Source organism: Enterobacter sp. 03-F-07-AD-ECC (genome assembly GCF_047530935.1).
Classification (GTDB): Bacteria; Pseudomonadota; Gammaproteobacteria; order Enterobacterales; family Enterobacteriaceae; genus Enterobacter; species Enterobacter cloacae.
The window spans coordinates 50,077-71,425 of record NZ_JBLKBZ010000008.1 but is presented as its reverse complement, the minus strand read 5'-3'; the positions used below and the strand labels follow the sequence as shown (position 1 = coordinate 71,425).

Annotated in this window: 24 protein-coding genes; 8 read left to right on the top strand and 16 right to left on the bottom strand. The window is 54.3% G+C overall.

Features of this window, described 5'->3' with window-relative positions; genetic code table 11:
• Positions 1-49 precede the first annotated feature (49 nt).
• Positions 50-1,699, bottom strand: a complete 1,650-nt coding sequence (locus ACMWKA_RS14255) for a methyl-accepting chemotaxis protein (RefSeq protein ID WP_013095313.1) — start codon at positions 1,697-1,699, stop codon at positions 50-52.
• Positions 1,700-1,943: 244 nt separating this feature from the next.
• Between ACMWKA_RS14255 and ytfE the strand changes: the two genes are divergently transcribed.
• Complete coding sequence (gene ytfE, locus ACMWKA_RS14250; protein ID WP_023619711.1) at positions 1,944-2,606, top strand: iron-sulfur cluster repair protein YtfE; 663 nt, start codon at positions 1,944-1,946, stop codon at positions 2,604-2,606.
• Positions 2,607-2,701: 95 nt separating this feature from the next.
• On the opposite strand, the gene cycA is transcribed toward ytfE, so the two are convergent.
• Together cycA and fklB are read right to left on the bottom strand one after the other, a co-directional pair.
• A complete protein-coding gene (gene cycA / locus ACMWKA_RS14245; RefSeq protein ID WP_023619712.1) occupies positions 2,702-4,111 on the bottom strand; it encodes a D-serine/D-alanine/glycine transporter in 1,410 nt (469 codons plus the stop codon).
• 311 nt (positions 4,112-4,422) lie between these two features.
• Positions 4,423-5,043, bottom strand: a complete 621-nt coding sequence (gene fklB / locus ACMWKA_RS14240; RefSeq protein WP_008502892.1) for an FKBP-type peptidyl-prolyl cis-trans isomerase — start codon at positions 5,041-5,043, stop codon at positions 4,423-4,425.
• Between the two features lie 233 nt (positions 5,044-5,276).
• Here fklB and ACMWKA_RS14235 point away from each other — a divergent pair, with 233 nt between their 5' ends.
• Positions 5,277-5,921, top strand: coding sequence for an OapA family protein (locus tag ACMWKA_RS14235; protein WP_062934798.1), 645 nt, complete (start codon positions 5,277-5,279; stop codon positions 5,919-5,921).
• A 46-nt stretch (positions 5,922-5,967) separates the two neighbouring features.
• Here the strand turns inward: ACMWKA_RS14235 and ACMWKA_RS14230 are convergent, their stop codons facing one another.
• The 5 genes from ACMWKA_RS14230 to rpsF all read right to left on the bottom strand — a co-directional run bounded on the left by ACMWKA_RS14230 (position 5,968) and on the right by rpsF (position 8,488).
• The gene (locus ACMWKA_RS14230; RefSeq protein WP_013095309.1) at positions 5,968-6,897 is read right to left on the bottom strand and encodes a DMT family transporter; all 930 of its coding nucleotides are present in this window, start codon (positions 6,895-6,897) and stop codon (positions 5,968-5,970) included.
• 151 nt (positions 6,898-7,048) lie between these two features.
• Positions 7,049-7,498: a 50S ribosomal protein L9 gene (gene rplI / locus ACMWKA_RS14225; RefSeq protein ID WP_008502894.1), complete on the bottom strand. Its 450-nt coding sequence runs from the start codon at positions 7,496-7,498 to the stop codon at positions 7,049-7,051.
• Between the two features lie 41 nt (positions 7,499-7,539).
• Positions 7,540-7,767, bottom strand: a complete 228-nt coding sequence (rpsR, locus tag ACMWKA_RS14220) for a 30S ribosomal protein S18 (RefSeq protein WP_000135199.1) — start codon at positions 7,765-7,767, stop codon at positions 7,540-7,542.
• 4 nt (positions 7,768-7,771) lie between these two features.
• On the bottom strand, positions 7,772-8,086 hold the full coding sequence (gene priB, locus ACMWKA_RS14215) for a primosomal replication protein N (protein ID WP_008502895.1): 315 nt from the start codon (positions 8,084-8,086) through the stop codon (positions 7,772-7,774).
• A 6-nt stretch (positions 8,087-8,092) separates the two neighbouring features.
• The gene (rpsF, locus tag ACMWKA_RS14210; protein WP_003856034.1) at positions 8,093-8,488 is read right to left on the bottom strand and encodes a 30S ribosomal protein S6; all 396 of its coding nucleotides are present in this window, start codon (positions 8,486-8,488) and stop codon (positions 8,093-8,095) included.
• 343 nt (positions 8,489-8,831) lie between these two features.
• Here rpsF and yjfY point away from each other — a divergent pair, with 343 nt between their 5' ends.
• Positions 8,832-9,107: a DUF1471 family protein YjfY gene (gene yjfY / locus ACMWKA_RS14205; RefSeq protein ID WP_038418536.1), complete on the top strand. Its 276-nt coding sequence runs from the start codon at positions 8,832-8,834 to the stop codon at positions 9,105-9,107.
• Positions 9,108-9,247: 140 nt separating this feature from the next.
• Here yjfY and ACMWKA_RS14200 read toward each other — a convergent pair whose 3' ends face one another.
• The 6 genes from ACMWKA_RS14200 to ulaA are packed head-to-tail and all read right to left on the bottom strand — an operon-like array spanning position 9,248 to position 13,656.
• Entirely contained in the window at positions 9,248-9,934 is a 687-nt protein-coding gene (locus ACMWKA_RS14200) for an L-ribulose-5-phosphate 4-epimerase (protein ID WP_013095307.1), read from the bottom strand.
• Complete coding sequence (locus ACMWKA_RS14195) at positions 9,927-10,787, bottom strand: L-ribulose-5-phosphate 3-epimerase (protein WP_250021377.1); 861 nt, start codon at positions 10,785-10,787, stop codon at positions 9,927-9,929. Before ACMWKA_RS14195 ends, ACMWKA_RS14200 begins: the two co-directional genes overlap by 8 nt.
• 9 nt (positions 10,788-10,796) lie before the next feature.
• Positions 10,797-11,447 carry a 3-keto-L-gulonate-6-phosphate decarboxylase UlaD gene (gene ulaD / locus ACMWKA_RS14190; protein ID WP_013095305.1) on the bottom strand — a complete coding sequence of 217 codons (651 nt, stop codon included), beginning with the start codon at positions 11,445-11,447 and terminating at the stop codon, positions 10,797-10,799.
• Between the two features lie 13 nt (positions 11,448-11,460).
• Positions 11,461-11,928: a PTS ascorbate transporter subunit IIA gene (gene ulaC, locus ACMWKA_RS14185; protein ID WP_013095304.1), complete on the bottom strand. Its 468-nt coding sequence runs from the start codon at positions 11,926-11,928 to the stop codon at positions 11,461-11,463.
• 9 nt (positions 11,929-11,937) lie between these two features.
• Positions 11,938-12,243, bottom strand: coding sequence for a PTS ascorbate transporter subunit IIB (ulaB, locus tag ACMWKA_RS14180; RefSeq protein ID WP_004109091.1), 306 nt, complete (start codon positions 12,241-12,243; stop codon positions 11,938-11,940).
• A gap of 12 nt (positions 12,244-12,255) precedes the next feature.
• Positions 12,256-13,656 carry a PTS ascorbate transporter subunit IIC gene (gene ulaA, locus ACMWKA_RS14175; protein ID WP_013095302.1) on the bottom strand — a complete coding sequence of 467 codons (1,401 nt, stop codon included), beginning with the start codon at positions 13,654-13,656 and terminating at the stop codon, positions 12,256-12,258.
• Between the two features lie 359 nt (positions 13,657-14,015).
• On the opposite strand from ulaA, the gene ulaG reads away from it, so the two are divergent.
• Both ulaG and ulaR read left to right on the top strand, forming a co-directional pair.
• Positions 14,016-15,080 carry an L-ascorbate 6-phosphate lactonase gene (gene ulaG, locus ACMWKA_RS14170; RefSeq protein WP_010427455.1) on the top strand — a complete coding sequence of 355 codons (1,065 nt, stop codon included), beginning with the start codon at positions 14,016-14,018 and terminating at the stop codon, positions 15,078-15,080.
• A gap of 110 nt (positions 15,081-15,190) precedes the next feature.
• Entirely contained in the window at positions 15,191-15,946 is a 756-nt protein-coding gene (ulaR, locus tag ACMWKA_RS14165; protein WP_013095301.1) for an HTH-type transcriptional regulator UlaR, read from the top strand.
• Here ulaR and yjfP read toward each other — a convergent pair.
• Positions 15,943-16,665, bottom strand: coding sequence for an esterase (yjfP, locus tag ACMWKA_RS14160; protein ID WP_414760351.1), 723 nt, complete (start codon positions 16,663-16,665; stop codon positions 15,943-15,945). The two genes, ulaR and yjfP, sit on opposite strands and share 4 nt — an antisense overlap.
• A 137-nt stretch (positions 16,666-16,802) precedes the next feature.
• Here yjfP and bsmA point away from each other — a divergent pair, with 137 nt between their 5' ends.
• The 3 genes from bsmA to ACMWKA_RS14145 all read left to right on the top strand — a co-directional run bounded on the left by bsmA (position 16,803) and on the right by ACMWKA_RS14145 (position 19,658).
• Positions 16,803-17,132 (top strand): biofilm peroxide resistance protein BsmA, encoded by a 330-nt coding sequence (gene bsmA / locus ACMWKA_RS14155; RefSeq protein ID WP_071843255.1) that lies wholly within the window; start codon positions 16,803-16,805, stop codon positions 17,130-17,132.
• 136 nt (positions 17,133-17,268) lie between these two features.
• The gene (gene yjfN / locus ACMWKA_RS14150; RefSeq protein ID WP_013095298.1) at positions 17,269-17,556 is read left to right on the top strand and encodes a DUF1471 family protease activator YjfN; all 288 of its coding nucleotides are present in this window, start codon (positions 17,269-17,271) and stop codon (positions 17,554-17,556) included.
• Positions 17,557-17,726: 170 nt separating this feature from the next.
• Positions 17,727-19,658 carry a methyl-accepting chemotaxis protein gene (locus ACMWKA_RS14145; RefSeq protein WP_161657645.1) on the top strand — a complete coding sequence of 644 codons (1,932 nt, stop codon included), beginning with the start codon at positions 17,727-17,729 and terminating at the stop codon, positions 19,656-19,658.
• Here ACMWKA_RS14145 and ACMWKA_RS14140 read toward each other — a convergent pair.
• Positions 19,655-21,277 (bottom strand): isovaleryl-CoA dehydrogenase, encoded by a 1,623-nt coding sequence (locus ACMWKA_RS14140; protein WP_013095296.1) that lies wholly within the window; start codon positions 21,275-21,277, stop codon positions 19,655-19,657. The genes ACMWKA_RS14145 and ACMWKA_RS14140 overlap by 4 nt on opposite strands.
• Between the last annotated feature and the right edge of the window lie 72 nt (positions 21,278-21,349).

Here is a 21,349-nt window from a genome sequence, read left to right as displayed (position 1 = left end):
CCTGCAAAAACGTAGGCCCGGTCAGGCGTAGCCGCCTCCGGGCAAGCTTTTAAAACGTTTCCCAGTTGGCTTCAGACGCAGAAGCGACGGGCTGCGCTTTTGGCGCATAGGTTTTCGCCGGAGCCGCCTTCACTGCCTGGCTGCGGGCAATTTTAAACACTGCCACCGCGTCGTTCAGGCGTGCCGCCTGGTCTTCCAGCGCGGCCGCTGCGGCCGCAGACTCTTCCACCAGCGAGGCGTTCTGTTGGGTAACACGATCCATCTCTGCCACCGCCTGGCCCACCTGGTCGATCCCGCGGCTCTGCTCATCAGACGCAGAGGCAATTTCACCCATAATGTCGGTGACGCGAGTCACGGCGTTAACAATTTCCGCCATAGTGGCCCCGGCTTCGTTCACCAGCTGCGAGCCGGCGTTAACTCGCTCACCAGAGTCATCAATCAGCGCTTTGATCTCTTTCGCCGCCTGGGCGCTGCGCTGAGCGAGCGTACGCACTTCTCCGGCTACCACCGCAAAGCCACGCCCCTGCTCACCTGCGCGCGCCGCTTCAACTGCCGCGTTAAGAGCCAGGATGTTCGTCTGGAAGGCAATGCCGTCAATGACATTGGTAATTTGCGCAATTTTGCTGGAACTGGTGGCAATTTCGTCCATGGTGCGCACCACGCCTTCTACAACGTTACCGCCCTTCTTCGCCGTTGAAGAGGCATCAAGCGCCAGACGGGAAGCCTGACGGGCATTGTCGGCGTTTTGTTTCACCGTTGCCGTCAGCTGCTCCATGCTGGCAGCCGTCTCTTCCAGCGAGGCAGCCTGCTGCTCGGTACGGGAAGAGAGATCGTTACTGCCCGCAGAGATTTCCCCCGCACCGGTGTAAATGGTATCCGCACCTTCACGAACCACGCCCACGGTGTTTGCCAGCGCGGTTTGCATCTCCTGGACGTTTTGCGCCAGTACGGCCATCTCGTTTTTACCCTCTGCATGGATCGGCTGGGTTAAATCACCGGCGGCAATGGCGCGGATATGACTTATCACATCCTGCAGCGGCAACAGCAGCACGCGGCGCATGGCAATCCAGCTGGAGATAATCACGATAATTACCAGCAGCATAACCGCAGAGAGGATCCACAGGATACGCTTGTAATCACTTTCGTTATCTTTGATCCCTTTATCCGTAAGCACGGCCTGGGCTTCACGCCATTCCCGGTAAACGTTTTGCATCGCGGTCTGTTTCTGCTCTGCATTCTGCTTGAACATCTCTTCCAGATTGCCCTGAGAGAGCAAAACGTTCATTTGGGTCAGCGTCGCGGAGTAATTGCGGTACTGCTCTTCCAGGCGATTTGCCAGGTTGGGATCCAGCCCTGGGGTATTCGGCAAAGCATAGTATTTGTCGTAATGAGACTGGGCATTGGCCAGCAGGTTTTTCGCCGTGTTTACCAGCTCATTGAGCTGTCCGCCGTTAATCTGCGAGGCCATGCTGCTTTGCAGACGCAGCATGCCGCGGTTCAGGGTGACGCGCGCCTGGTTCAGGCTGATCCATGCATCGGTAAACTCCGCCACGTTTTTGCTGGATAGCTGCGACACGGTGAAATTGTCTTTATCGTTATTCAGCGCGTTGATAAAGATACCGGCGGAAACGAGTTGCATGATGCCGAGCACAAGCAGCACCGAAATCAAAAGGGTAATGACTTTTATACGTTTAAACATGCGTTGCCTTTGTAATATGCAGGTTTGTCTGACGTGGATATATCGGCAGGCGCGGCGGGTTGTTTACTGTTTCTCCACGTTAAAAAAGTTTCTAAAGTTATTTTCTGCATTCATTCAGTGAGTTAAACACGCTAATTTTTTGTGACTTATATCTCATTTTCACCCTTGCCTCTAAAGGGTTATAGCGCCGCCTTAAAGATGCATTTAATATGCATCTTATATTCTTGATGATGAGGTAACTGCTATGGCCTTCCGCGACCAACCACTCGGCGAGCTGGCGCTCTCCATCCCTCGCGCTTCTGCGCTGTTTCGTAAATACGACATGGATTACTGCTGCGGCGGTAAGCAAACTCTGGCACGTGCGGCCTCGCGCAAAGAGCTGGATGTAGAGGTTATTGAAGCGGAGCTGGCCCTGCTGGCAGAGCAACCCATCGACAAAGAGTGGCGCACGGCCCCGCTTGCCGAAATCATCGACCACATTATCGTGCGTTACCACGATCGCCACCGCGAACAACTGCCGGAGCTGATCCTGCAGGCCAGCAAAGTTGAACGTGTGCACGCCGACAAGCCTTCCGTGCCGCGCGGCCTGGCGAAATACCTGACCATGCTGCATGAAGAACTCACCAGCCACATGATGAAAGAAGAGCAGATCCTCTTCCCGATGATTAAACAGGGAATGGGCAGCCAGGCGATGGGGCCAATTAGCGTGATGGAAAGCGAACATGACGACGCGGGTGAACTGCTGGAAGTCATCAAACACACGACCAATAACGTCACGCCGCCGCCAGAAGCCTGCACCACATGGAAAGCGATGTACAACGGCATTAACGAGATGATCGATGACCTGATGGAACACATCAGTCTTGAGAATAACGTTCTGTTCCCGCGTGCATTGGCGGGTGAATAAAAAGGCCACTGAAGCCTGATGCCCTCACCCCGGCCCTCTCCCACGGGGAGAGGGTGCAAAAACTAAAAACGGCAACCGAAGTTGCCGTTTTGCTTTTACCTTACGCCTGCCATTCGTTTCTTACCAATGAACAGCCAGCCCAATCCCAGGGCAATGAACCACAGCGGCGTGACGATCAGCGCCTGACGGGTGTCATCTTCCAGCGTCAGCAGAACCAGAACGAACGCGAAGAACGCCATGCACACCCAGCACATCAGCTTGCCCAGCGGCATTTTATAGATCGATTTCTCATGCAGATGCGGACGCTGTTTACGATACACCAGGTACGAACAAAGGATGATCGTCCAGACGAACATAAACAGGATCGCCGAAACGGTGGTGATCATGGTGAACGCACCGATAACGCTCGGGTTCACGTAGAGCATTACCACCCCACCCAACAGGCACATGCAGGAGAACGTCAGCCCTTTCGCCGGAACAGCACGCTTAGAGAGCTTCGCGAACGCGCTCGGCGCAACGCCTTCCTGCGCCAGGCCAAACAGCATGCGGCTGGTTGAGAACACACCGCTGTTTGCCGATGACGCTGCAGATGTCAGCACCACGAAGTTAATCAGGCTCGCTGCCGCAGGCAGTCCCACCAGCACGAACAGTTCGACAAATGGGCTCTTGCTTGGCACAACCGAGCTCCACGGCGTCACGGACATAATAATGATCAACGCAAAGACGTAGAACATGATGATACGAACCGGAATGGAGTTGATTGCACGCGGCAGGGATTTTTCCGGGTCTTTGGTTTCGGCAGCGGTGGTTCCGACAAGTTCAATCCCCACAAAGGCAAATACCGCAATCTGGAAGCCGGCAAAGAAGCCGCTGATGCCTTTCGGGAACCAGCCGCCGTCATTCCACAGATGGGTAAACGAAGCCTGTACGCCAGTTGGCGACTGGAAGTGCGTCAGCACCATTACCAGGCCCACCACAATCAGCGCCACAATAGCGACAATCTTGATCATCGCGAACCAGAACTCCATCTCACCGAACATCTTAACGGTGGCGAGGTTGAGGCTCAGCAGCAGAATAATCACCGCCAGCGAGGCGACCCAGTCCGACAGCCCCGGGAACCAGAACTGCGCATAGGCAGTAATGGCGACGACATCCGCCATGCCGGTTACGACCCAGCAGAACCAGTAGGTCCAGCCGGTGAAATAACCCGCCCAGGGACCGAGCAGGTCGGAAGCAAAATCGCTGAAAGATTTGTATTCGAGGTTAGAGAGCAGCAATTCACCCATTGCACGCATCACAAAAAAGAGCATAAAACCGATGATCATATAAACGAAAATGATCGACGGCCCGGCAAGACTGATGGTTTTGCCTGAGCCCATAAACAGCCCGGTACCGATGGCACCCCCGATGGCGATAAGCTGAATATGACGGTTTGTGAGATTGCGCCGTAGCGACTGTTCAGACGTCGCCTCTTCTGTCGCGGCGACTTTGACCTGATCTACCATGTAATTTTCCTGTTTATGCCTGTCTGTGTTGTTAAGGCTCTTCTGGCCTTTAAAAACGTCAAATAAATGACGGTCCCTTTGTAAGGGTTTATCGATATTAGGTAAGAATCGGCGGGATGAATACTATGATTTAGATATTATGTTAATAATATGTTGGAAGTGAGTGTCATATCACTCATACAGCGCGAAACAGCTCACAAAAATACACGCAACAGTTTCGTTTGCAAGATAAAATATTGATTCCGTCGTAACTATAGGTTTTAACACTATTTTCCTCTCCCCGGACGGAGAGAGGAAATAAGAAAAGCCGATTACAGGATTTCCAGCAGCTCGACTTCAAACACCAGGGTGCTGAATGGTGGGATGGACGCGCCAGCGCCACGCTCACCGTACGCCAGGTTGTGTGGGATAGTCAGTTCCCATTTGGAGCCGACTGGCATCAGGGTCAGAGCCTCAATCCAGCCTGCGATAACGCCGTTAACCGGGAATTCAGCCGGTTCGCCGCGTGCAACAGAGCTGTCGAACACGGTACCGTCGATCAGCTTACCGGTGTAGTGCACGCGAACGTGGTCAGTGCGTGCCGGGATAGCGCCGTCGCCCTGGTTGATCACGCGGAACTGCAGGCCAGACTCGGTGCTGTTCACGCCTTCACGCTCACGGTTCTCTTCCAGATATTTCACACCTTCTGCCGCCATCTCTTCGAAGCGCGCGCGACGCACAGCGTCCGCACGTTCGTGGATTTCACGCAGCGCACGGTGCACAACATCAACCGGAACGGCTGGCTGTTTGCCTTCCAGCGCGTCAGCGATACCCGCCACCAGCGCTTCTGGTAACAGACCTTCCAGGCCGGATTCGCTCAGTTGCTGTCCTACCTGCAAGCCGATACCGTAACTTGCCTGCGCTTCGATAGTGTCAAAAGTCGGGGTGGTCATGGGTTTTCCTTCCATCACATTTAAAGTAGCGGGCAGCATAGCAGCCATGCCCTTATGGGTAAAACTTTGTCTGAAGTTAAGGTGACAAACTGCGACGAAACAGAAACAATAGAGGTAACCAGGATTAATCCCGAATGGATGTCACGGATGTCGGGTTTGCTACGCCGTTCAGGCAGTTAGCGAACTATACTTCGGAGCACAGGATAAAAAAGACGCGGAGCAGGAGGAGAGCCATGCCCGGGCGATTTGAACTGAAACCTACCCTGGCGAAAATCTGGCATGCGCCGGACAATTTTCGCATTATGGACCCGCTACCTCCTCTGCATCGCAGAGGGATTATCATAGGCGCGCTGCTGGTGATCGTCGGTTTCCTGCTCCCTTCTGGCGGCGATGATGTCGATACCGCACCGGTCACCCGCAATGCGCAACTGGATCTTCAGTCGCAAACGCGCCCGCAGCCTGATGCGCAGCCCATGCAGACACAGCTTGTGACGCCGTCTAACGATCCGGGACAGGTTGCACCGGTTGAGCCAGAGCCTATTCAGGAAGAACAGCCGCAGGAGCAGGCCGCAGCCCCATCTGAACCCCAGACGCAGCAGCCAACCGGCATTGAGCAGCAATGGCGTTCCTACCGCGTGGAGGCGGGCAAAACACTTGCCCAGCTGTTCCGCGACCATAACCTGCCGCCAACCGATGTCTATGCGATGGCTCAGGTTGAAGGTGCGGGCAAGCCGCTCAGTAACCTGCAGAACGGCCAGATGGTGCAGATCCGCCAGAATGCCAGCGGCGTGGTCACCGGGCTAACGATTGATACGGGTAATGGCCAACAGGTGCTGTTTACCCGCCAGCCAGACGGCAGTTTTATCAGAGCACGGTAATGGCGTAGGCCGGGTAAGGCGAAGCCGCCACCCGGCACTTTTGTTCTCAGGCACTCCGTTTATTCACCCACCAGATCCCCGAGCAGACCAGCACCAGCGCAATCGCGTATTTAATCTCAAGGATGTTTTCGCCGAGGAAAATAGCGGACAGTACCGTCCCGGCGACGGGAATCACAAAGTTGAACGGGGCAATCATACTGACGCGGTTCACTTTCAGTAGCGCGCTCCACAGGGCGAAGGCGACGGATGAGAGCAACGTCAGATACCCTAATACCGCCACCGCGGTAAGGCTATGCACCTCCAGCGTCCCGCCCGTTGCATATCCCCCTGCCACCAGCGCAAGACCACCAATGCCCAGCTGCCAGCCGGTCATCACCGTGGGATCAACCGTCTGGGAAATCCGTTTGCCGTAAAGCGTGGCGGCGGAGAGGATGAACGCCGCCAGCACCACAAACCCGTCACCATTCCAGACAAATCGGAAATCACGAATACCACTGTGGAAATTCACCAGCATCACCCCGGCAAACCCCAGAATACAGCCCAGCGTTTTGTTATAGCTGAGCTTGTCGTTGTGGTAGATAAAATGCGCCAGCAGTACGCTGAAGAAGGTGCCGGTGGCGTTCATGATCGAGCCATTAACGCCCGTGGTGTATGCCAGCCCGATATAAAAGAAGGTGTACTGAATGGTGGTCTGCGTCAGTCCCAGGATCGTAAGCTGGCCAAACTGCGTGGGCGTGAGCCTGGCGATGGGTTTACGCTGTGCCAGCGCAAACAGCAGCAGCAGTGCTCCGGCAAACAGAAAACGGTATCCGGCAAAGACGACTTTTGACGGGATATCATCGGTTGCGATCTGAAAGAGTTCATAGCCACTTTTAATGGCCGGGTAAGAGCTACCCCAGAGCAGACAGCAGAGTGTGGCGCAGGCGTAAGCCACATTGCGACGGGCAAAGACAGGCGTAGACAGAGCGGTTTCCATGGCAAATCTCAAAGATAAAATTGCGTTTCATTTTATTATCAGAGAATGCGTCAGGAATCGCGACCATACAAGCTAAAAGAGAGGTTCGTCGGGCTTTAAAAAGCAAAACGCCGGCACAAGGCCGGCGCTTCGACGCGAGCAGAGTAAAAAATTACTCAGCTACAACGTTAACAACCAGTTTAGCGAACACTTCGCTGTGAACCTGGAAGTCAACTTCGTGCTCACCAGTGGTACGCAGAACGCCGTTCGGCAGACGAACTTCGCTCTTAGCCACTTTAACGCCTGCTGCAGAAACTGCATCAGCGATATCGCGGGTACCGATGGAACCGAACAGTTTACCTTCGTCGCCAGCTTTGGAAGCGATGGTAACAGTGCCCAGTGCGTTGATTGCTTCAGCGCGAGCGTTAGCAGCCGCCAGAACGTCAGCCAGTTTGGCTTCCAGTTCAGCACGACGTGCTTCGAAAAACTCTACGTTTTTCTTGGTAGCAGGAACAGCTTTGCCCTGTGGAACCAGGAAGTTACGAGCGTAGCCCGCTTTAACGTTTACCTGATCACCCAGGCTGCCCAGGTTTGCTACTTTATCAAGCAGAATAACTTGCATTACCTTATCCTCTTAAAGTCGTATTAATGGACCGTGCCCGATTACTGATGACGATCAGTGTACGGCAGCAGAGACAGGTAGCGAGCGCGTTTGATAGCGCGAGCCAGCTGACGCTGGTATTTTGCACGAGTACCGGTGATACGGCTTGGGACAATCTTACCGCTTTCGGTGATGTAGTTTTTCAGCGTTGCGATATCTTTATAGTCGATCTCTTGAACGCCTTCCGCGGTGAAACGGCAGAACTTGCGACGACGGAAATAACGTGCCATATGGCTAGTCTCCAGAATCTATCAAATCAATCTGCTCGGCATGCAGAACCATTTTGCTCAGACCGTTCTTTGCCTTGTGGCAAGAGATGAACCCCTGAACGATTACTGCACTACCGACCGTTAAACTGTGAGTAATGGCCTGGTTTTCGTGTCCGCTAATGATAACGGGCATTTGGCACCACGCCTGCCGGTGAAACCCGGCTTCCTCTTGCACAGAACGATGCTCAAGCACGAACTGGCAATGCGGAATTCCTGATGGACTGACCTTTCGAAGGGGAGCCCTGCATACGATGCCGGACAACGCCAGACGGTTGGTCATCAGAAATTACTCTTCAGAATCCCCAGCATCAGAATCATCTGCGGTTTCGTTTGCGAAATCATCGCGACGCTCACGGCGCTCGTCTTTCGCTTTAACCATCGGAGATGCTTCGGTAACTGCGTGTTTGGTACGCATAACCATGCTGCGGATAACGGCATCGTTGAAGCGGAAGGTAGTTTCCAGCTCATCGATCACTTCCTGCGGAGCTTCAACGTTCATCAGAACGTAGTGTGCTTTGTGCAGTTTGTTGATCGGGTAAGCCAGCTGACGGCGGCCCCAGTCTTCCAGACGGTGGATCGTACCTTCTGCACCAGTGATGGCAGCAGAGTAACGCTCGATCATACCCGGAACCTGTTCGCTCTGGTCAGGATGGACCATAAAAACGATTTCGTAATGACGCATCGAATTGCTCCTTACGGATTATTCAGCCTCCTGTCTGGGTCAGCCGAGGCCCGGGGAGGCAAGGAACGTGTTAAAGGTCGGCTGAAAAATTGACGCGTCATAATACTTGCGCCCCCCAGGAAACTCAAGCTGATTGCACAAATAATTCGCACAAACCGCAAAGCTGGTCTAAGTGGGTGATTTAAAATTAACCACATCAGGAAGCGTTGTTTTTTTGAACAACTGCATCAGAAATGGTCACGCATCCTCGCCGGATAAGTGATTACACTTTAATCAGAGACCATATAAATACCGGAGGGGAGCAAACAACCGTCTCACAGCACGCAGTCGTGGAGCGCATATCATGAAAAAAATCGCAATTGCCGTAATGGCTGCGCTTTTGCTCAGTGCAAACGCGATGGCAGCCATCAAGATAGACGGCCGACAGGCCAGAAACATGGATGATGTGCAGAGCTTAGGCGTTATTTACATCAATCACCATTTCGCCACAGAGAGCGAAGCAGATCAGGCGCTTAATAAAGAAACCGATGCTCAGGGGGCAAATTACTACCACGTCATTCTGATGCGTGAGCCCGGCAGCAATGGCAACATGCACGCCAGTGCAGATATTTACCGATAACGCTTTGACGCTAGCACCAGGAAAGCCAACAAAAAGAATATAGCCATCGTTTTACTTGCCCCCTGCCCGGGGGCTTTTTTTTATGAATGGCTCTGAAATACCACCGGTTACAACTGTTTTCGGTATTCCAGAGCACTTATTCACTTCTGCCCGTAATAGGCGTTTGGACCGTGCTTGCGCATGAAATGCTTGTTCATCAGGTAATCATCAATGCCCTGAAGCTGTGGGTTGATGCCGCGAGCGATCCACGCCATGCGTGCCACCTCCTCCATGACTACCGCGTTATGGACAGCGTCATGCGCATCTTTTCCCCAGGCGAACGGACCGTGCTGATAGACCACAATGCCCGGCGTATGCAGCGGTTCGCTCTCACCCAGCGTTTCGATAATGACGTTGCCGGTGTTGAGCTCATACTCGCCTTCCACTTCTGTCTGCGTGAGTGCCCGCGTGCACGGAATGTCACCAAAGAAGTAGTCCGCATGCGTGGTTCCAAGAGCCGGAATGGCCCGCCCCGCCTGCGCCCAGGCTGTGGCATGCGTAGAGTGCGTATGAACTACGCCGCCAAGAGAAGGGTAACGCCGGTAGAGCGCCAGATGGGTGGCTGTATCTGAAGAAGGGCGCCATTTGCCGTCGACAACGTTACCCTCAAGATCAACCACCACCATATCGTCAGGGCTCATGGCGTCATATGCCACGCCGCTAGGCTTAATCACCACGAGTCCCTGCTCTCGGTCGATAGCACTGACGTTTCCCCAGGTGAAGGTCACCAGCCCATAGCGAGGGAGATCCATATTAGCGTCAAAGACCTGCTGCTTAAGCTTAAGCATATTCAGCCTCCAGTAAGCCGGCCCGTGCCATACGTTCCCGTACCCAGTCGCGAGCATTAGTCACTTCACCTGCCGGGTCATCTGACGTTTCGCTCCACATCTCAATCAGGTAAGGTCCGCAATACCCCGCCTGTTTGAGCGTCTGGAAGCACCGTTCGAAATCCACCACCCCGGTGCCGAACGGAACGTTTTTGAATACCCCAGGACGCGTATCTTTGACATGAACCGCGACGATATGGCCCATCCCCGCCAGCAGTTCCATTTGTACGTCGTTATCCCACGCCGACAGGTTGCCGATATCAGGATAGAGCTGGAACCACGGATTGTTCAGGTAATGTGCGTAGCCCAACGCCTTGCTGATCGAGTTCATTAACGGATAGTCCATGATCTCCATCGCCAGCGTCACCTGCGCGCGGCTAGCCATTTCAACGCTCTCTTTCAGGCCATCACGAAAACGACGACGCGTTTCGTCATTGGCTTCCTGATAGTAAACGTCATACCCGGCAAGCTGTATCACGCGAATACCCACATCCTGCGCAAAACGAATGGCTTTACGCATGATCTCCAGCCCCTGCGCGCGCACCGTATCATCTTCACTGCCAAGCGGAAAACGACGGTGGGCACTGAGGCACATAGACGGCACGCGTACGCCCGTTTCGGCGACCGCACTCACCAGCGCCAGACGCAGCTCCTGGCTCCAGTCGAGGCGAGAAAGACGTTCATCGGTCTCATCCACGGACATTTCGACAAAATCGAAGCCCAACTGTTTCGCCAGTTTCAGCCGCTCCAGCCAGCACTCCCCCGCGGGGAGTGCCTTTTCATAGATGCCAAGCGGGACCTGTTTAGACAACATACCCGCTCCTTAGCCCCAAAGCTGAGCGATTGAACGTTTGAACTGACGTGCCGCTTCCACCGGAGACGCGGCATCACGAATGCTGCGACCCGCGATAAAGACGTGAATAGGGATACCTTTAAACAGCGGCAGATCTTCCAGTGCCAGGCCACCGGTAACGGTCACTTTAAAGCCCATGTCAGCAAGACGTTTAATGGCGCTGATATCCGCGTCTCCCCACGCCACGCCGGCGGCCTGCGCATCACGGCTGCGGTGATAAACGACCTGCTGAATGCCAGCATCGCGCCACGCCTGGGCCTGTTCCCAGGTCCAGAAACCGGTCAGTTCAATCTGCACATCGCCGTTGAACTCTTTCGCCACATCCAGCGCGCCTTTCGCGGTGTTGATATCTGCACAGCAGATCACAGTGACCCAGTCGGCATTGGCTTCAAAACACATGCGGGAGAGAATTTTGCCTGCATCGGCAATCTTGGCATCGGCCAGCACGATTTTATGCGGGTAGAGCGCTTTCAGATCGCGAACGGCGCGCACGCCTTCGCCTACGCACAGAATGGTGCCAACTTCGATAATATCCACCTCTTCCGCAATCAAGCGGGTGGTTTCATACGCATCGGACAGAGTCTGGTTATCCAGCGCAACCTGCAACATTGGTAATGACATTTTCAATTCCTTCTTAAACTGCCGCCGCTGTGGCGTTATCAATTAAATCCAGCACTTCCTGCTCAGTGCGGCAGGCGCGTAAACGATCAAAATTCGCTTCGTCATCAAACAGGTTAACGATCTGCATGATGCCAACCTCCTGATGGGTATTGGCATCGACGGCCGCCATGGTGATCAGGATGTCGACCGGGTCGTTATCTTCATGGTTAAACACCAAAGGCGTTTTCAGCGTTACCAGCGCGAAGCCGGTTTTCTTCACGCCCTCTTCCGGGCGACCGTGCGGCATTGCAAGGCCTGGCGCGATGACAAAATAAGGACCATGCTGCGCCACACCATCAAGAATGGCCTGGTAATACCGCGGCTCGACAACATCAGCCTTAACCAGCAGGTCCACGCTCAGCTTGACCGCCTCCTGCCAGGTGCTGGCCTCGGCCTGTAAAAGGATGGAGTTATTCTCTGCCAGCGAATCACGTAGTTTCATGTGGCGTCCTTACTTCACGTCCTGGGGGAAGTGCGCTTTGATCACTTCCAGCAGTTTTGGGCCGAAATCCGCAGGGGAGAGCATGTTGCGTACCCCCACGACATACTTGTTGCCAGAAACGCTAATTTCACCGGCGATATGGGTAGACGCGATGATGATATCGGCGCCGTTCAGTTCACTTTTGTATTCACCCACCGCGCAGCTGTTCACCGTGTGGTCAATGTTTGACTGGGTTAAAAACTGGTCCACTTTCATCTTCATGATCATGGAGCTACCTTGCCCATTGCCACACACAGCCAGGATACGTACGGTCATAATCGAAACTCCTTAGTGAGCAGAAACTTCTGCTGTTTGTTTTTCCGCATCTTCTTCAGCTCGCAGAGAACGGCCAGCGAAGAACATATAAGCCAGAGCAATCAGGATGATGACGGCCATAAAGACCAGCCCGACGGACGCAAAGCCCTGCATCATTGGCGGTGCCAGGATTGACCAGTCCGCCATGCCCATCCAGGCGCTCATACCGGTGAGCTTGACCGCCCACACGCAACCGAAGATCTCCACCATGCCCATCACCAGACAGATCTTGAGCGCCGCGCGCCAGCCGCCAAAGTGGTTAGCAAAGACGCCAATGGTGGCGTTGGAGAAGAACATTGGGATAAAGCCAGGAATAATCAGAATGGATGAGCCGCAGCCGACCAGAATGCCTACCGCAATCAACTGGCCGATGGTGCCCCACATGAAGCCCCAGACCACCGCGTTTGGCGCAAAGCTGTAGATAGCCGCACAGTCAATGGCCAGCACCGCACCAGGAATCAGGCGTTGGGAGATCCCATTAAAGGCTTCAGACAGTTCGGCAACAAACATACGGACGCCCTGGGTAATGATGAAAATGGCTACCGCGAAGGAGAAACCGGTCTGCAGGATATAAACCGTCCAGTGCGTTTTCCCCGCCATCGCCTGTACTACATCAATCCCGAAGGAGAGCAGAATGGCGCCGAAGAAGATAGTCATCACAATGGCGGTTGAAACGATGTTGTCGTGGAAGATATTCAGCCAGCCCGGCAGCTTGAGATCTTCTACGCTGTCCTCTTTTTTACCCAGGTACGGTGCGACCTTGTAAGCGAGCCAGGCGGCGAATTGCTGCTGATGGCCGATGGAGAAACCGCAGCCGTCGGTGACCTCCTGCGTCGGCTTGTACATCATGTTGGAGGTGATACCCCAGTAGAGCGATACCAGCACGGCGGTGCAGATAATCGTGGTCCACATGGGGTAGCCGAAGATATAGAGAGACACCGCAATCAGCCCGGCCTGCTGGAACATAATGTGGCCAGTCAGCATGATGGTGCGGATGCCGGTAATGCGGCGCAGCAGAACGTAAATGATGTTCAACGCCAGCGCGAGCAGTACCGCGTAACCCACCCAACTGTAGGCATCTCCCATGCGGTCAATAGTGGCCATCATCGACGCGTAGGTGTCAGAGATGGCGCCGTTGATGCCATACACCTCCGACATCTTCGCAACCACAGGCTTAAACGTGCTGGTCAGAATGCCTGAACCCGCCTGCAGCAGCATGAAACCGATGATGGTTTTGATTGTGCCTTTGATGATGACGCTGACGCTTTTGCGCAGAAGGATGTAGCCCAGGCACGTCACGATACCCAGCAAAAGCGGGGCGTTAGTCATTACCTGATTAAAGAACACGGTAAAGACGTTGTAGAGGATCTCCATAACTCTCTCCAGAAATGAGAACACGAGGGGGTAATCCCTGTTCGGTTGGTGCCATCACTCTATTAATCACAAATAATCACCACAAGATTGCATTTGATTATTTGTGACGTATCACGCAAATTATTTCCATGGTGTTAGTAATGATTTTCACTACCGATTCTCACGTATAAATTATTTCTTATAATTCATACAATTAATCATTGATAGCGGATATTCTAACAACGTAGAAATGGATTATCTGTGACATGGCGAAGATAAATTCCCTCAATTTACTCGTTGCAAACCGATTCAAAGAGTGCCAGCATTAATCACAACAAATCACCAAATGATTACTTTTGATTAAACCAGGAGTCAAAACGATGAGTAAAGTGAACACCATCACCCGTGAATCATGGATTCTGAGCACCTTCCCGGAATGGGGCAGCTGGCTGAATGAAGAGATTGAGCAGGAACAGGTTGCTCCTGGTACGTTTGCAATGTGGTGGCTGGGTTGCACCGGCATCTGGCTGAAATCCGAGGGTGGCGCCAATATTTGCGTTGATTTCTGGTGCGGTACCGGCAAACAGAGCCACGGCAATCCACTGATGAAAAAAGGTCATCAGATGCAGCGCATGGCAGGTGTAGAAAAATTGCAGCCGAACCTGCGTACCACGCCGTTTGTTCTTGATCCTTTTGCCATTCGCCAGATCGACGCCGTCCTTTCCACCCACGATCATAACGATCACATCGATGTAAACGTGGCGGCAGCGGTGATGCAAAACTGCGCGGACGACGTGCCGTTTATCGGGCCGCAGACCTGCGTGGATCTCTGGATTGGCTGGGGCGTGCCGAAAGAGCGCTGCATCGTCATGAAGCCAGGCGACGTGGTGAAAATTAAAGACATTGAAATCCACGCGCTGGACGCCTTTGACCGCACCGCGCTGATCACCCTGCCTGCTGACCAGAAAGCCGCAGGCGTCCTGCCAGACGGCATGGATGAGCGAGCAGTGAACTATCTGTTTAAAACCCCTGGCGGTTCCCTCTACCACAGCGGTGATTCTCACTACTCCAACTACTATGCGAAGCATGGTAACGAGCATCAGATTGACGTGGCGCTGGGCTCCTACGGCGAGAACCCACGCGGCATCACCGACAAAATGACCAGCGCCGATATGCTGCGCATGGCGGAAGCACTGAACACCAAAGTGGTGATTCCTTTCCACCACGATATCTGGTCAAACTTCCAGGCCGATCCGCAGGAAATCCGCGTATTGTGGGAGATGAAAAAAGACCGTCTGAAGTATGGCTTCAAGCCATTTATCTGGCAGGTAGGCGGCAAGTTCACCTGGCCGCTGGACAAAGACAATCTCGAGTATCACTACCCACGCGGTTTCGATGATTGCTTCACCATAGAGCCAGACCTGCCGTTCAAGTCATTCCTCTGATTGTGAACCCCCATCGCCAGACCTTGCGTCTGGCGATTTCATATTTATTTTAGTAATTTCACGCTATTTCAAATATCATCTTTTCAAATCAATTCTTATCGGAATAGCTCATGACGGAAGCGCAACGGCATCAAATATTACTGGAACTCCTGGCGCAAACAGGGTTTATCACCGTCGAGAAAGTGATCGAACGTTTAGGGATTTCCCCCGCGACGGCACGACGAGATATCAACAAACTGGATGAGAGCGGTAAGCTGAAAAAAGTCCGTAACGGCGCGGAAGCCATCAGCCAGCAGCGCCCCCGCTGGACGCCGATGAACATCCATCAGGCGCAAAACCACGATGAAAAAGTGCGCATTGCCAGAGCCGCATCACAGCTGGTCAACCCGGGTGAGAGCGTGGTGATCAACTGCGGCTCCACGGCATTTCTGCTGGGCCGCGAGATGTGCGGTAAACCGGTGCAAATCATCACCAACTATCTGCCGCTGGCTAACTATCTTATCGATCAGGAACATGAAAGCGTGGTGATCATGGGCGGCCAGTATAATAAGAGCCAGTCCATTACCCTCAGTCCCCAGGATAGCGAAAACAGCCTCTACGCCGGGCACTGGATGTTTACCAGCGGCAAAGGCCTGACCGCGGACGGGCTCTACAAAACCGACATGTTAACCGCGATGGCAGAGCAAAATATGCTTAACGTCGTGGGCAAGCTCGTCGTACTGGTCGACAGCAGTAAAGTCGGCGAGCGAGCTGGCATGTTGTTCAGCCGCGCCGAACAGATTGACATGGTGATCACCGGCAAACATGCCAATCCAGAGATCCTCCAGAAGCTGGAAGATCAGGGCGTCAAAATTCTGCGCGTTTAAAGATGCTGGCGGAAAAAGTCCACCGTCGCGTCCAGCGCCGCTGGCGTGATACGGTGGCGAACCCCCGCTTCCCACAGGCAGGTCAGGTTGCCGTCCAGCCCTTCGCGCTGTAGTGCCTGCTGGAGACGGAAGGTTTCGCCAGGGGGCACCACATCATCCGCGTCACCATGCCACAACAGCAACGGGCGATCGGCCAGACGCGGTAACGCCCGGGTCACTTCCCATTCGGCCAGCAACGCATCAATCTCCGTCGCGTCTTGCGGTGGAAACAGCGTTTTTGACAATGACGTAAAATAGCCCGAGCCCATCAGGCACGCCACGGAGGTCACCTCAGGGTGACGAGCCATTATCCCGAGCGCCGTCATTCCCCCCATCGATGCGCCGGCCACCGACAGCCGTTGATCCGCCACCAGCCCCGCCTGGTAAAGCGCATCGCGCAGCCCGGCAAATTCGGTAAGGCTACCGTGCAAAATCTGCCAGAACTGCCCCAGTCGCACCTGTTCATCACCGGTAAAACGTGCACCGTGATCGGGCGCATCCGGCATCACAACCCGAAAACCGGCCTGCGCCAGCGCCACCGCAAAGTAGCTGTACACCAGCTTCGATGAAGTAAAGCCATGATAAAAAACCACAACAGGCAGCGGGTGTGCACTTTTTCCCGCAGGGATAGCGTGTAATATTTCATGATTGCCGAGGCGGCGAGTTTCAATTTCAATCATTGTCGACCCTGTGCTGATGAATGATTCATAATGTTGAGAACTGGATTACGCTTTCACGATATTTTCATTCGAAATATACGTACCAGATAACACTTCGGGAACATTCCCCCAAAACTAAATTCGCAGACAACTACACTATGGCTATCAGGAAACGAGATATGGTTATGCGCAGGTTTGCTACTTTATTGTTGCTGTTACTGCTCAGTGGCTGTAGTGCGCTACAGGGGACACCGCAACCCGCTCCCCCGGTCGCCGACCATCCGCAGGAGATTCGTCGTAATCAGACGGAAGGATTACAACGAATGGGTACCGTCTCCGCGCTGGTTCGCGGATCCCCGGATGACGCAGAGGAGTCAATAAAGGCGCAAGCTGCCGCCGCCAAAGCAGATTATTACGTCATCATTATGATCGATGAAACCATCATTACGGGACAGTGGTATTCACAGGCTATTTTGTACCGTAAATAACGATCTTCATTTGAACGACATTTACACTGCTTTGCGTCCATAGACATTTTCCTGTCCACAATAAACTCCATGCCCGCGACAATGGAAGTGAGTTTATTTGCGAAGGAGTGCCCGGCGGATACCGGAGAAATGTGAAATGGAGCTGACAATGAAACGAACTCTTGCTTTGACCTCTCTGTTGCTCTCAGTAGGCCTTGTGAGCACGACTGCACAGTCAGCAGAATTCGCCAGTGCTGATTGCGTCACTGGCCTTAATGAAATTGGCCAGATCTCCGTCAATAACATTTCGGGGAGCCCGCAAGATGTTGAACGTGTCGTGGCACTAAAAGCCGATGAACAGGGCGCTTCCTGGTATCGAATTATTCAGATGCAGGAAGATAACCGCAGCGATCATTGGCGCGTACAGGCTATTCTCTACGTCTAATCACCTCCGATAAAAGCCACTTATTTTTAGTGGCTTTTCGTTTTTGCAAATTTTTTATCTTCTTTCAACCCCATTAAAAACAATTTGATAACATTTTGTTACATTATTTAAGTAAATGTTAGCTCTGTCCTGCCGTTGAAAAGCCATACCTTTTCAATAATGAGCAATTTATGATCACCTTTTTTCGCCGTGCGGGTCTGGGCGCAAAGCTATCGCTTCTTACCGGCGTGAGTGTCGCCACGCTGTTTCTGCTTTTCACTTTTCTGCTCAGCCATAAAGCCAGCCAGCAGCTTGAAGCCCTTGCGGTAGAAGACCTGCATAACCAGTCCACCGGTATGGTTGATATGGTACAGATGTTTAACACCAGTCTGAGCGAAGAGGTCGAGAGCTATACCCGGCTGTTCACCACCTTTTTACCGCAGCCTTTGAGCGTCGACAGCAGTCAACTCCAGACCATTAACGGGCTTAGCGTTCCCCTTCTGAAAGGGAGTGAAACGGGCCTGCATGAAAACAATGCACTTTCTGACGACTTCCTGACGCGTACAGGGGCAATCTCGACCCTGTTTGTGCGTAGCGGTAATGACTTTGTCCGTGTCGCCACCTCCCTGCGCAAAGAGAACGGCGATCGGGCAATGGGTACCGTTCTGGACACAGCCAGTCCGGCCTATGCGGCCGTCACCAAAGGCGAGGTCTATCGCGGTCTGGCGTTGCTGTTCGGCAAGCGCTATATCACCCAGTATCAGCCGTTCAAAAACGCAGAAGGCCAGGTCATTGGGATCATTTTTGTTGGTGTGGATATCACCCACTCCTGGAACGTGATGCGCGAAAAAATCCTCAATCGTCGTTTAGGTGACAGCGGACACTTCTTCGTGCTGGATCGCAGCAACGGTAAAACGCGCGGACAGTTCCTTTTCCACTCGAACCGGGAAGGCCAGCTTCCTGAGTGGGACAGCGCCACCCAGCAGCAGTTGCTGAGCAATACCCCGGGCACGCTGGAACGCACAAGTGAGGATGGTCGCATACTGAAAATGGCCTATACGCCGCTGCCAGGCTGGAACTGGACCATTGTGGGGGAAGTGGATAAATCGGTCCTGCTTTCAAGCGTCACCACGATGCGGGATCGCTTCCTGCTGGCAGGCGTGGTGCTGTCAGTCCTGTTTGCCGCGCTGTTTGTCATCATCATTCGTCGCATGCTGACGCGCCCGTTGCGTAACGTCATTCATCTTGCCCGACAATATGCGGCAGGCGATCTGCGTGCCAGCCTGTCCGTTACCCGCCAGGATGAGGTTGGCCAGCTTATCGACGCCATCAACGGGATCGGCGGCGGTCTGCAAAAGATTGTCCTGCAGGTACGCGAAGCCGCAGGCGAGATCCATCTGGGCACTAACGCCCTGGCCTCTGATACCGGTGAGATCTCAGAGCAGATCAACAAACAGGCCAGTAGCGTTGAAGAGACCTCCGCGAGTATGGAACAACTCGCCGCAACCGTGCAGCAAAACGCGGCCAATATGGAACAGACGCAGCAGCTGGTGGGGGAAACCTCACGCGCGGTGCATCAGGGGGGCGAGACGGTGACGAACGCAGTCTCCACCATGGACGATATTCGCGACGCCTCAAAGCGCATCGAGGACATCACGCGCGTGATTGAGTCGATTGCTTTCCAGACTAACATTCTGGCGCTTAATGCAGCGGTTGAAGCAGCACGCGCCGGCGAACACGGAAAAGGGTTTGCTGTGGTCGCGCAGGAAGTGCGCGCCCTGGCGGCACGCAGCGCTAATGCGGTGAAAGAGATTGAGCAGCTGATTGGCGACACGCTGAACAAGGTGAGTGAAGGCCATGCGCTCTCAGAGCAGACGCGTCTGGCGATGGATGCCATCATCGCGCACATCGATAACATCAACCAACTGGTGACCGAGATTAACCATGCATCCCGCGAACAGTCGGCGGGGATCCGTCAGGTGAATCTGGCCATGACCCATATTGGTGAAGCCTCCCACATCAACGCCGATCGCGTCTCGCGCAGCGAGCAAACCGCACAATCACTGCGCGAGAAAGGGTCGCACCTCACTCAACTGGTGAGCCTGTTCCAGCTTAAAAACTAGCCTACCCTGCCCGTGGCGCGTAGCAGAAGATCGCTTTGAACCTGCTCTGTCATCAGCGTGCCGCCACGGGTATCCAGCATCATGCGGCACCACGCCTGCGCGACGGGCGGAGAGGCGTGCCGCAGCATCTGGCTTCCGGCGCCCAGCAGGAATAGCTGATGCGCAATCTCCCGCCCCTGCGCCTCCTGCGGTTTACGCAGTTTTTGCTGCAACTGCCGCCAGCTGCGATCGAAGTGTCTGTCCTGACCTTTCACCTGCGCAAAATCCTCTGCCAGCAGATCGAACATACCCGGCTGCTTCGCCAGAACGCGCAGAACATCCAGACACATGATGTTCCCTGAGCCTTCCCAGATGCTATTCACCGGCATCTCGCGATACAGGCGGGGGAGTTCACTCTCCTCACAGTACCCGATGCCGCCCAACACCTCCATCGCCTCTGCCACGAACGGGATACCCGCTTTGCAGACGCTGAATTTCGCGGCTGGTGTGAAAAGCCGCGCCCAGGCCGCCTCCTGCGGATCGGCGCGTTTATCCCACGCCCGGGCAAGGCGAAACAGCAGCGCCGTTTGCCCCTCCAGCACCAGCGCCATGCGGCTCAGGACGTCGCGCATCAGCGGCTGATCGATGAGGTTTTTCCCGAACGTCTGCCGCTGATGGGCGTGGTACAGCGCCACGGATAATGCCCGACGCATCAACCCATGGCTGCCCAGAGCACAGTCAAAACGCGTTAACCCGCCCATGCGGAGGATCTGTCGTACCCCTTCCCCCTCTTCCCCTAACAGCCAGCCGGACGCATCCAGAAACTCCGCTTCACTGCTGGCGTTAGAGCGGTTGCCGAGCTTGTCTTTCAGCCGCTCCAGGCGCACGGCGTTGCGCTGCCCGTCAGGCAAAAAGCGAGGAACAAAAAAGCAGGACAACCCGCCTTTCGCCTGCGCCAGCACCAGATGCGCATCGCTTTGTGGCACGGAGAAAAACCATTTATGACCCACCAGCCGGTAGCTGCCGTCGCTGCACTTTTCTGCTTTGGTAGTGTTGCTGAGCACGTCCGATCCGCCCTGTTTTTCCGTCATCCCCATGCCGATCAGCAGGCCGCGCTTTTGGGCTCCAGGGGCAAGGTGAGGATCATAACGATCGCTCAGTAGCGGCGTGAGCCAGTTCTGAAAAGGTTCAGGGAGCGCCTGTTGCAGCAGCGGCGTGGCGGCAAACGTCATGGTCACGGGGCACAGCGTTCCGGCCTCAACCTGAGCATGCAACACGAAGCGCGCGGCGCGAGCGACAAAGGAGCCTTTACGCGCCTCCTCTTCCCACGCCAGGTTATGCACCCGGTTAGCGCACAGCCCCTGCATCAGAAGATGCCAGGCGGGGTGAAAACGGACATCATCCAGCCGCTCACCGGTGGGGTCATAGCGAAGTAACTCCGGCGGATTGACGTTCGCCAGCCTGCCAAGCTCCAGCGACTCCGCCGTACCTAACTGCTGGCCGATACTAGCCAGCAACTCGCTATCCCACTCCGCGCCTTCGCGGGCCACCGCGTCACGCAGGGCACAATCAGAGAGAAAAAGGTTGCTGTTCGAAAGCGGTGCGGGTTGGTTAAAAACGGTATGTGTTTGCCAGTGCATGCTGTCTCCCTCCTTCAGTGGCAATGAAGATAAGTATGGACAGACCCTGTGCACGCTGCATGGGAGTAAGGT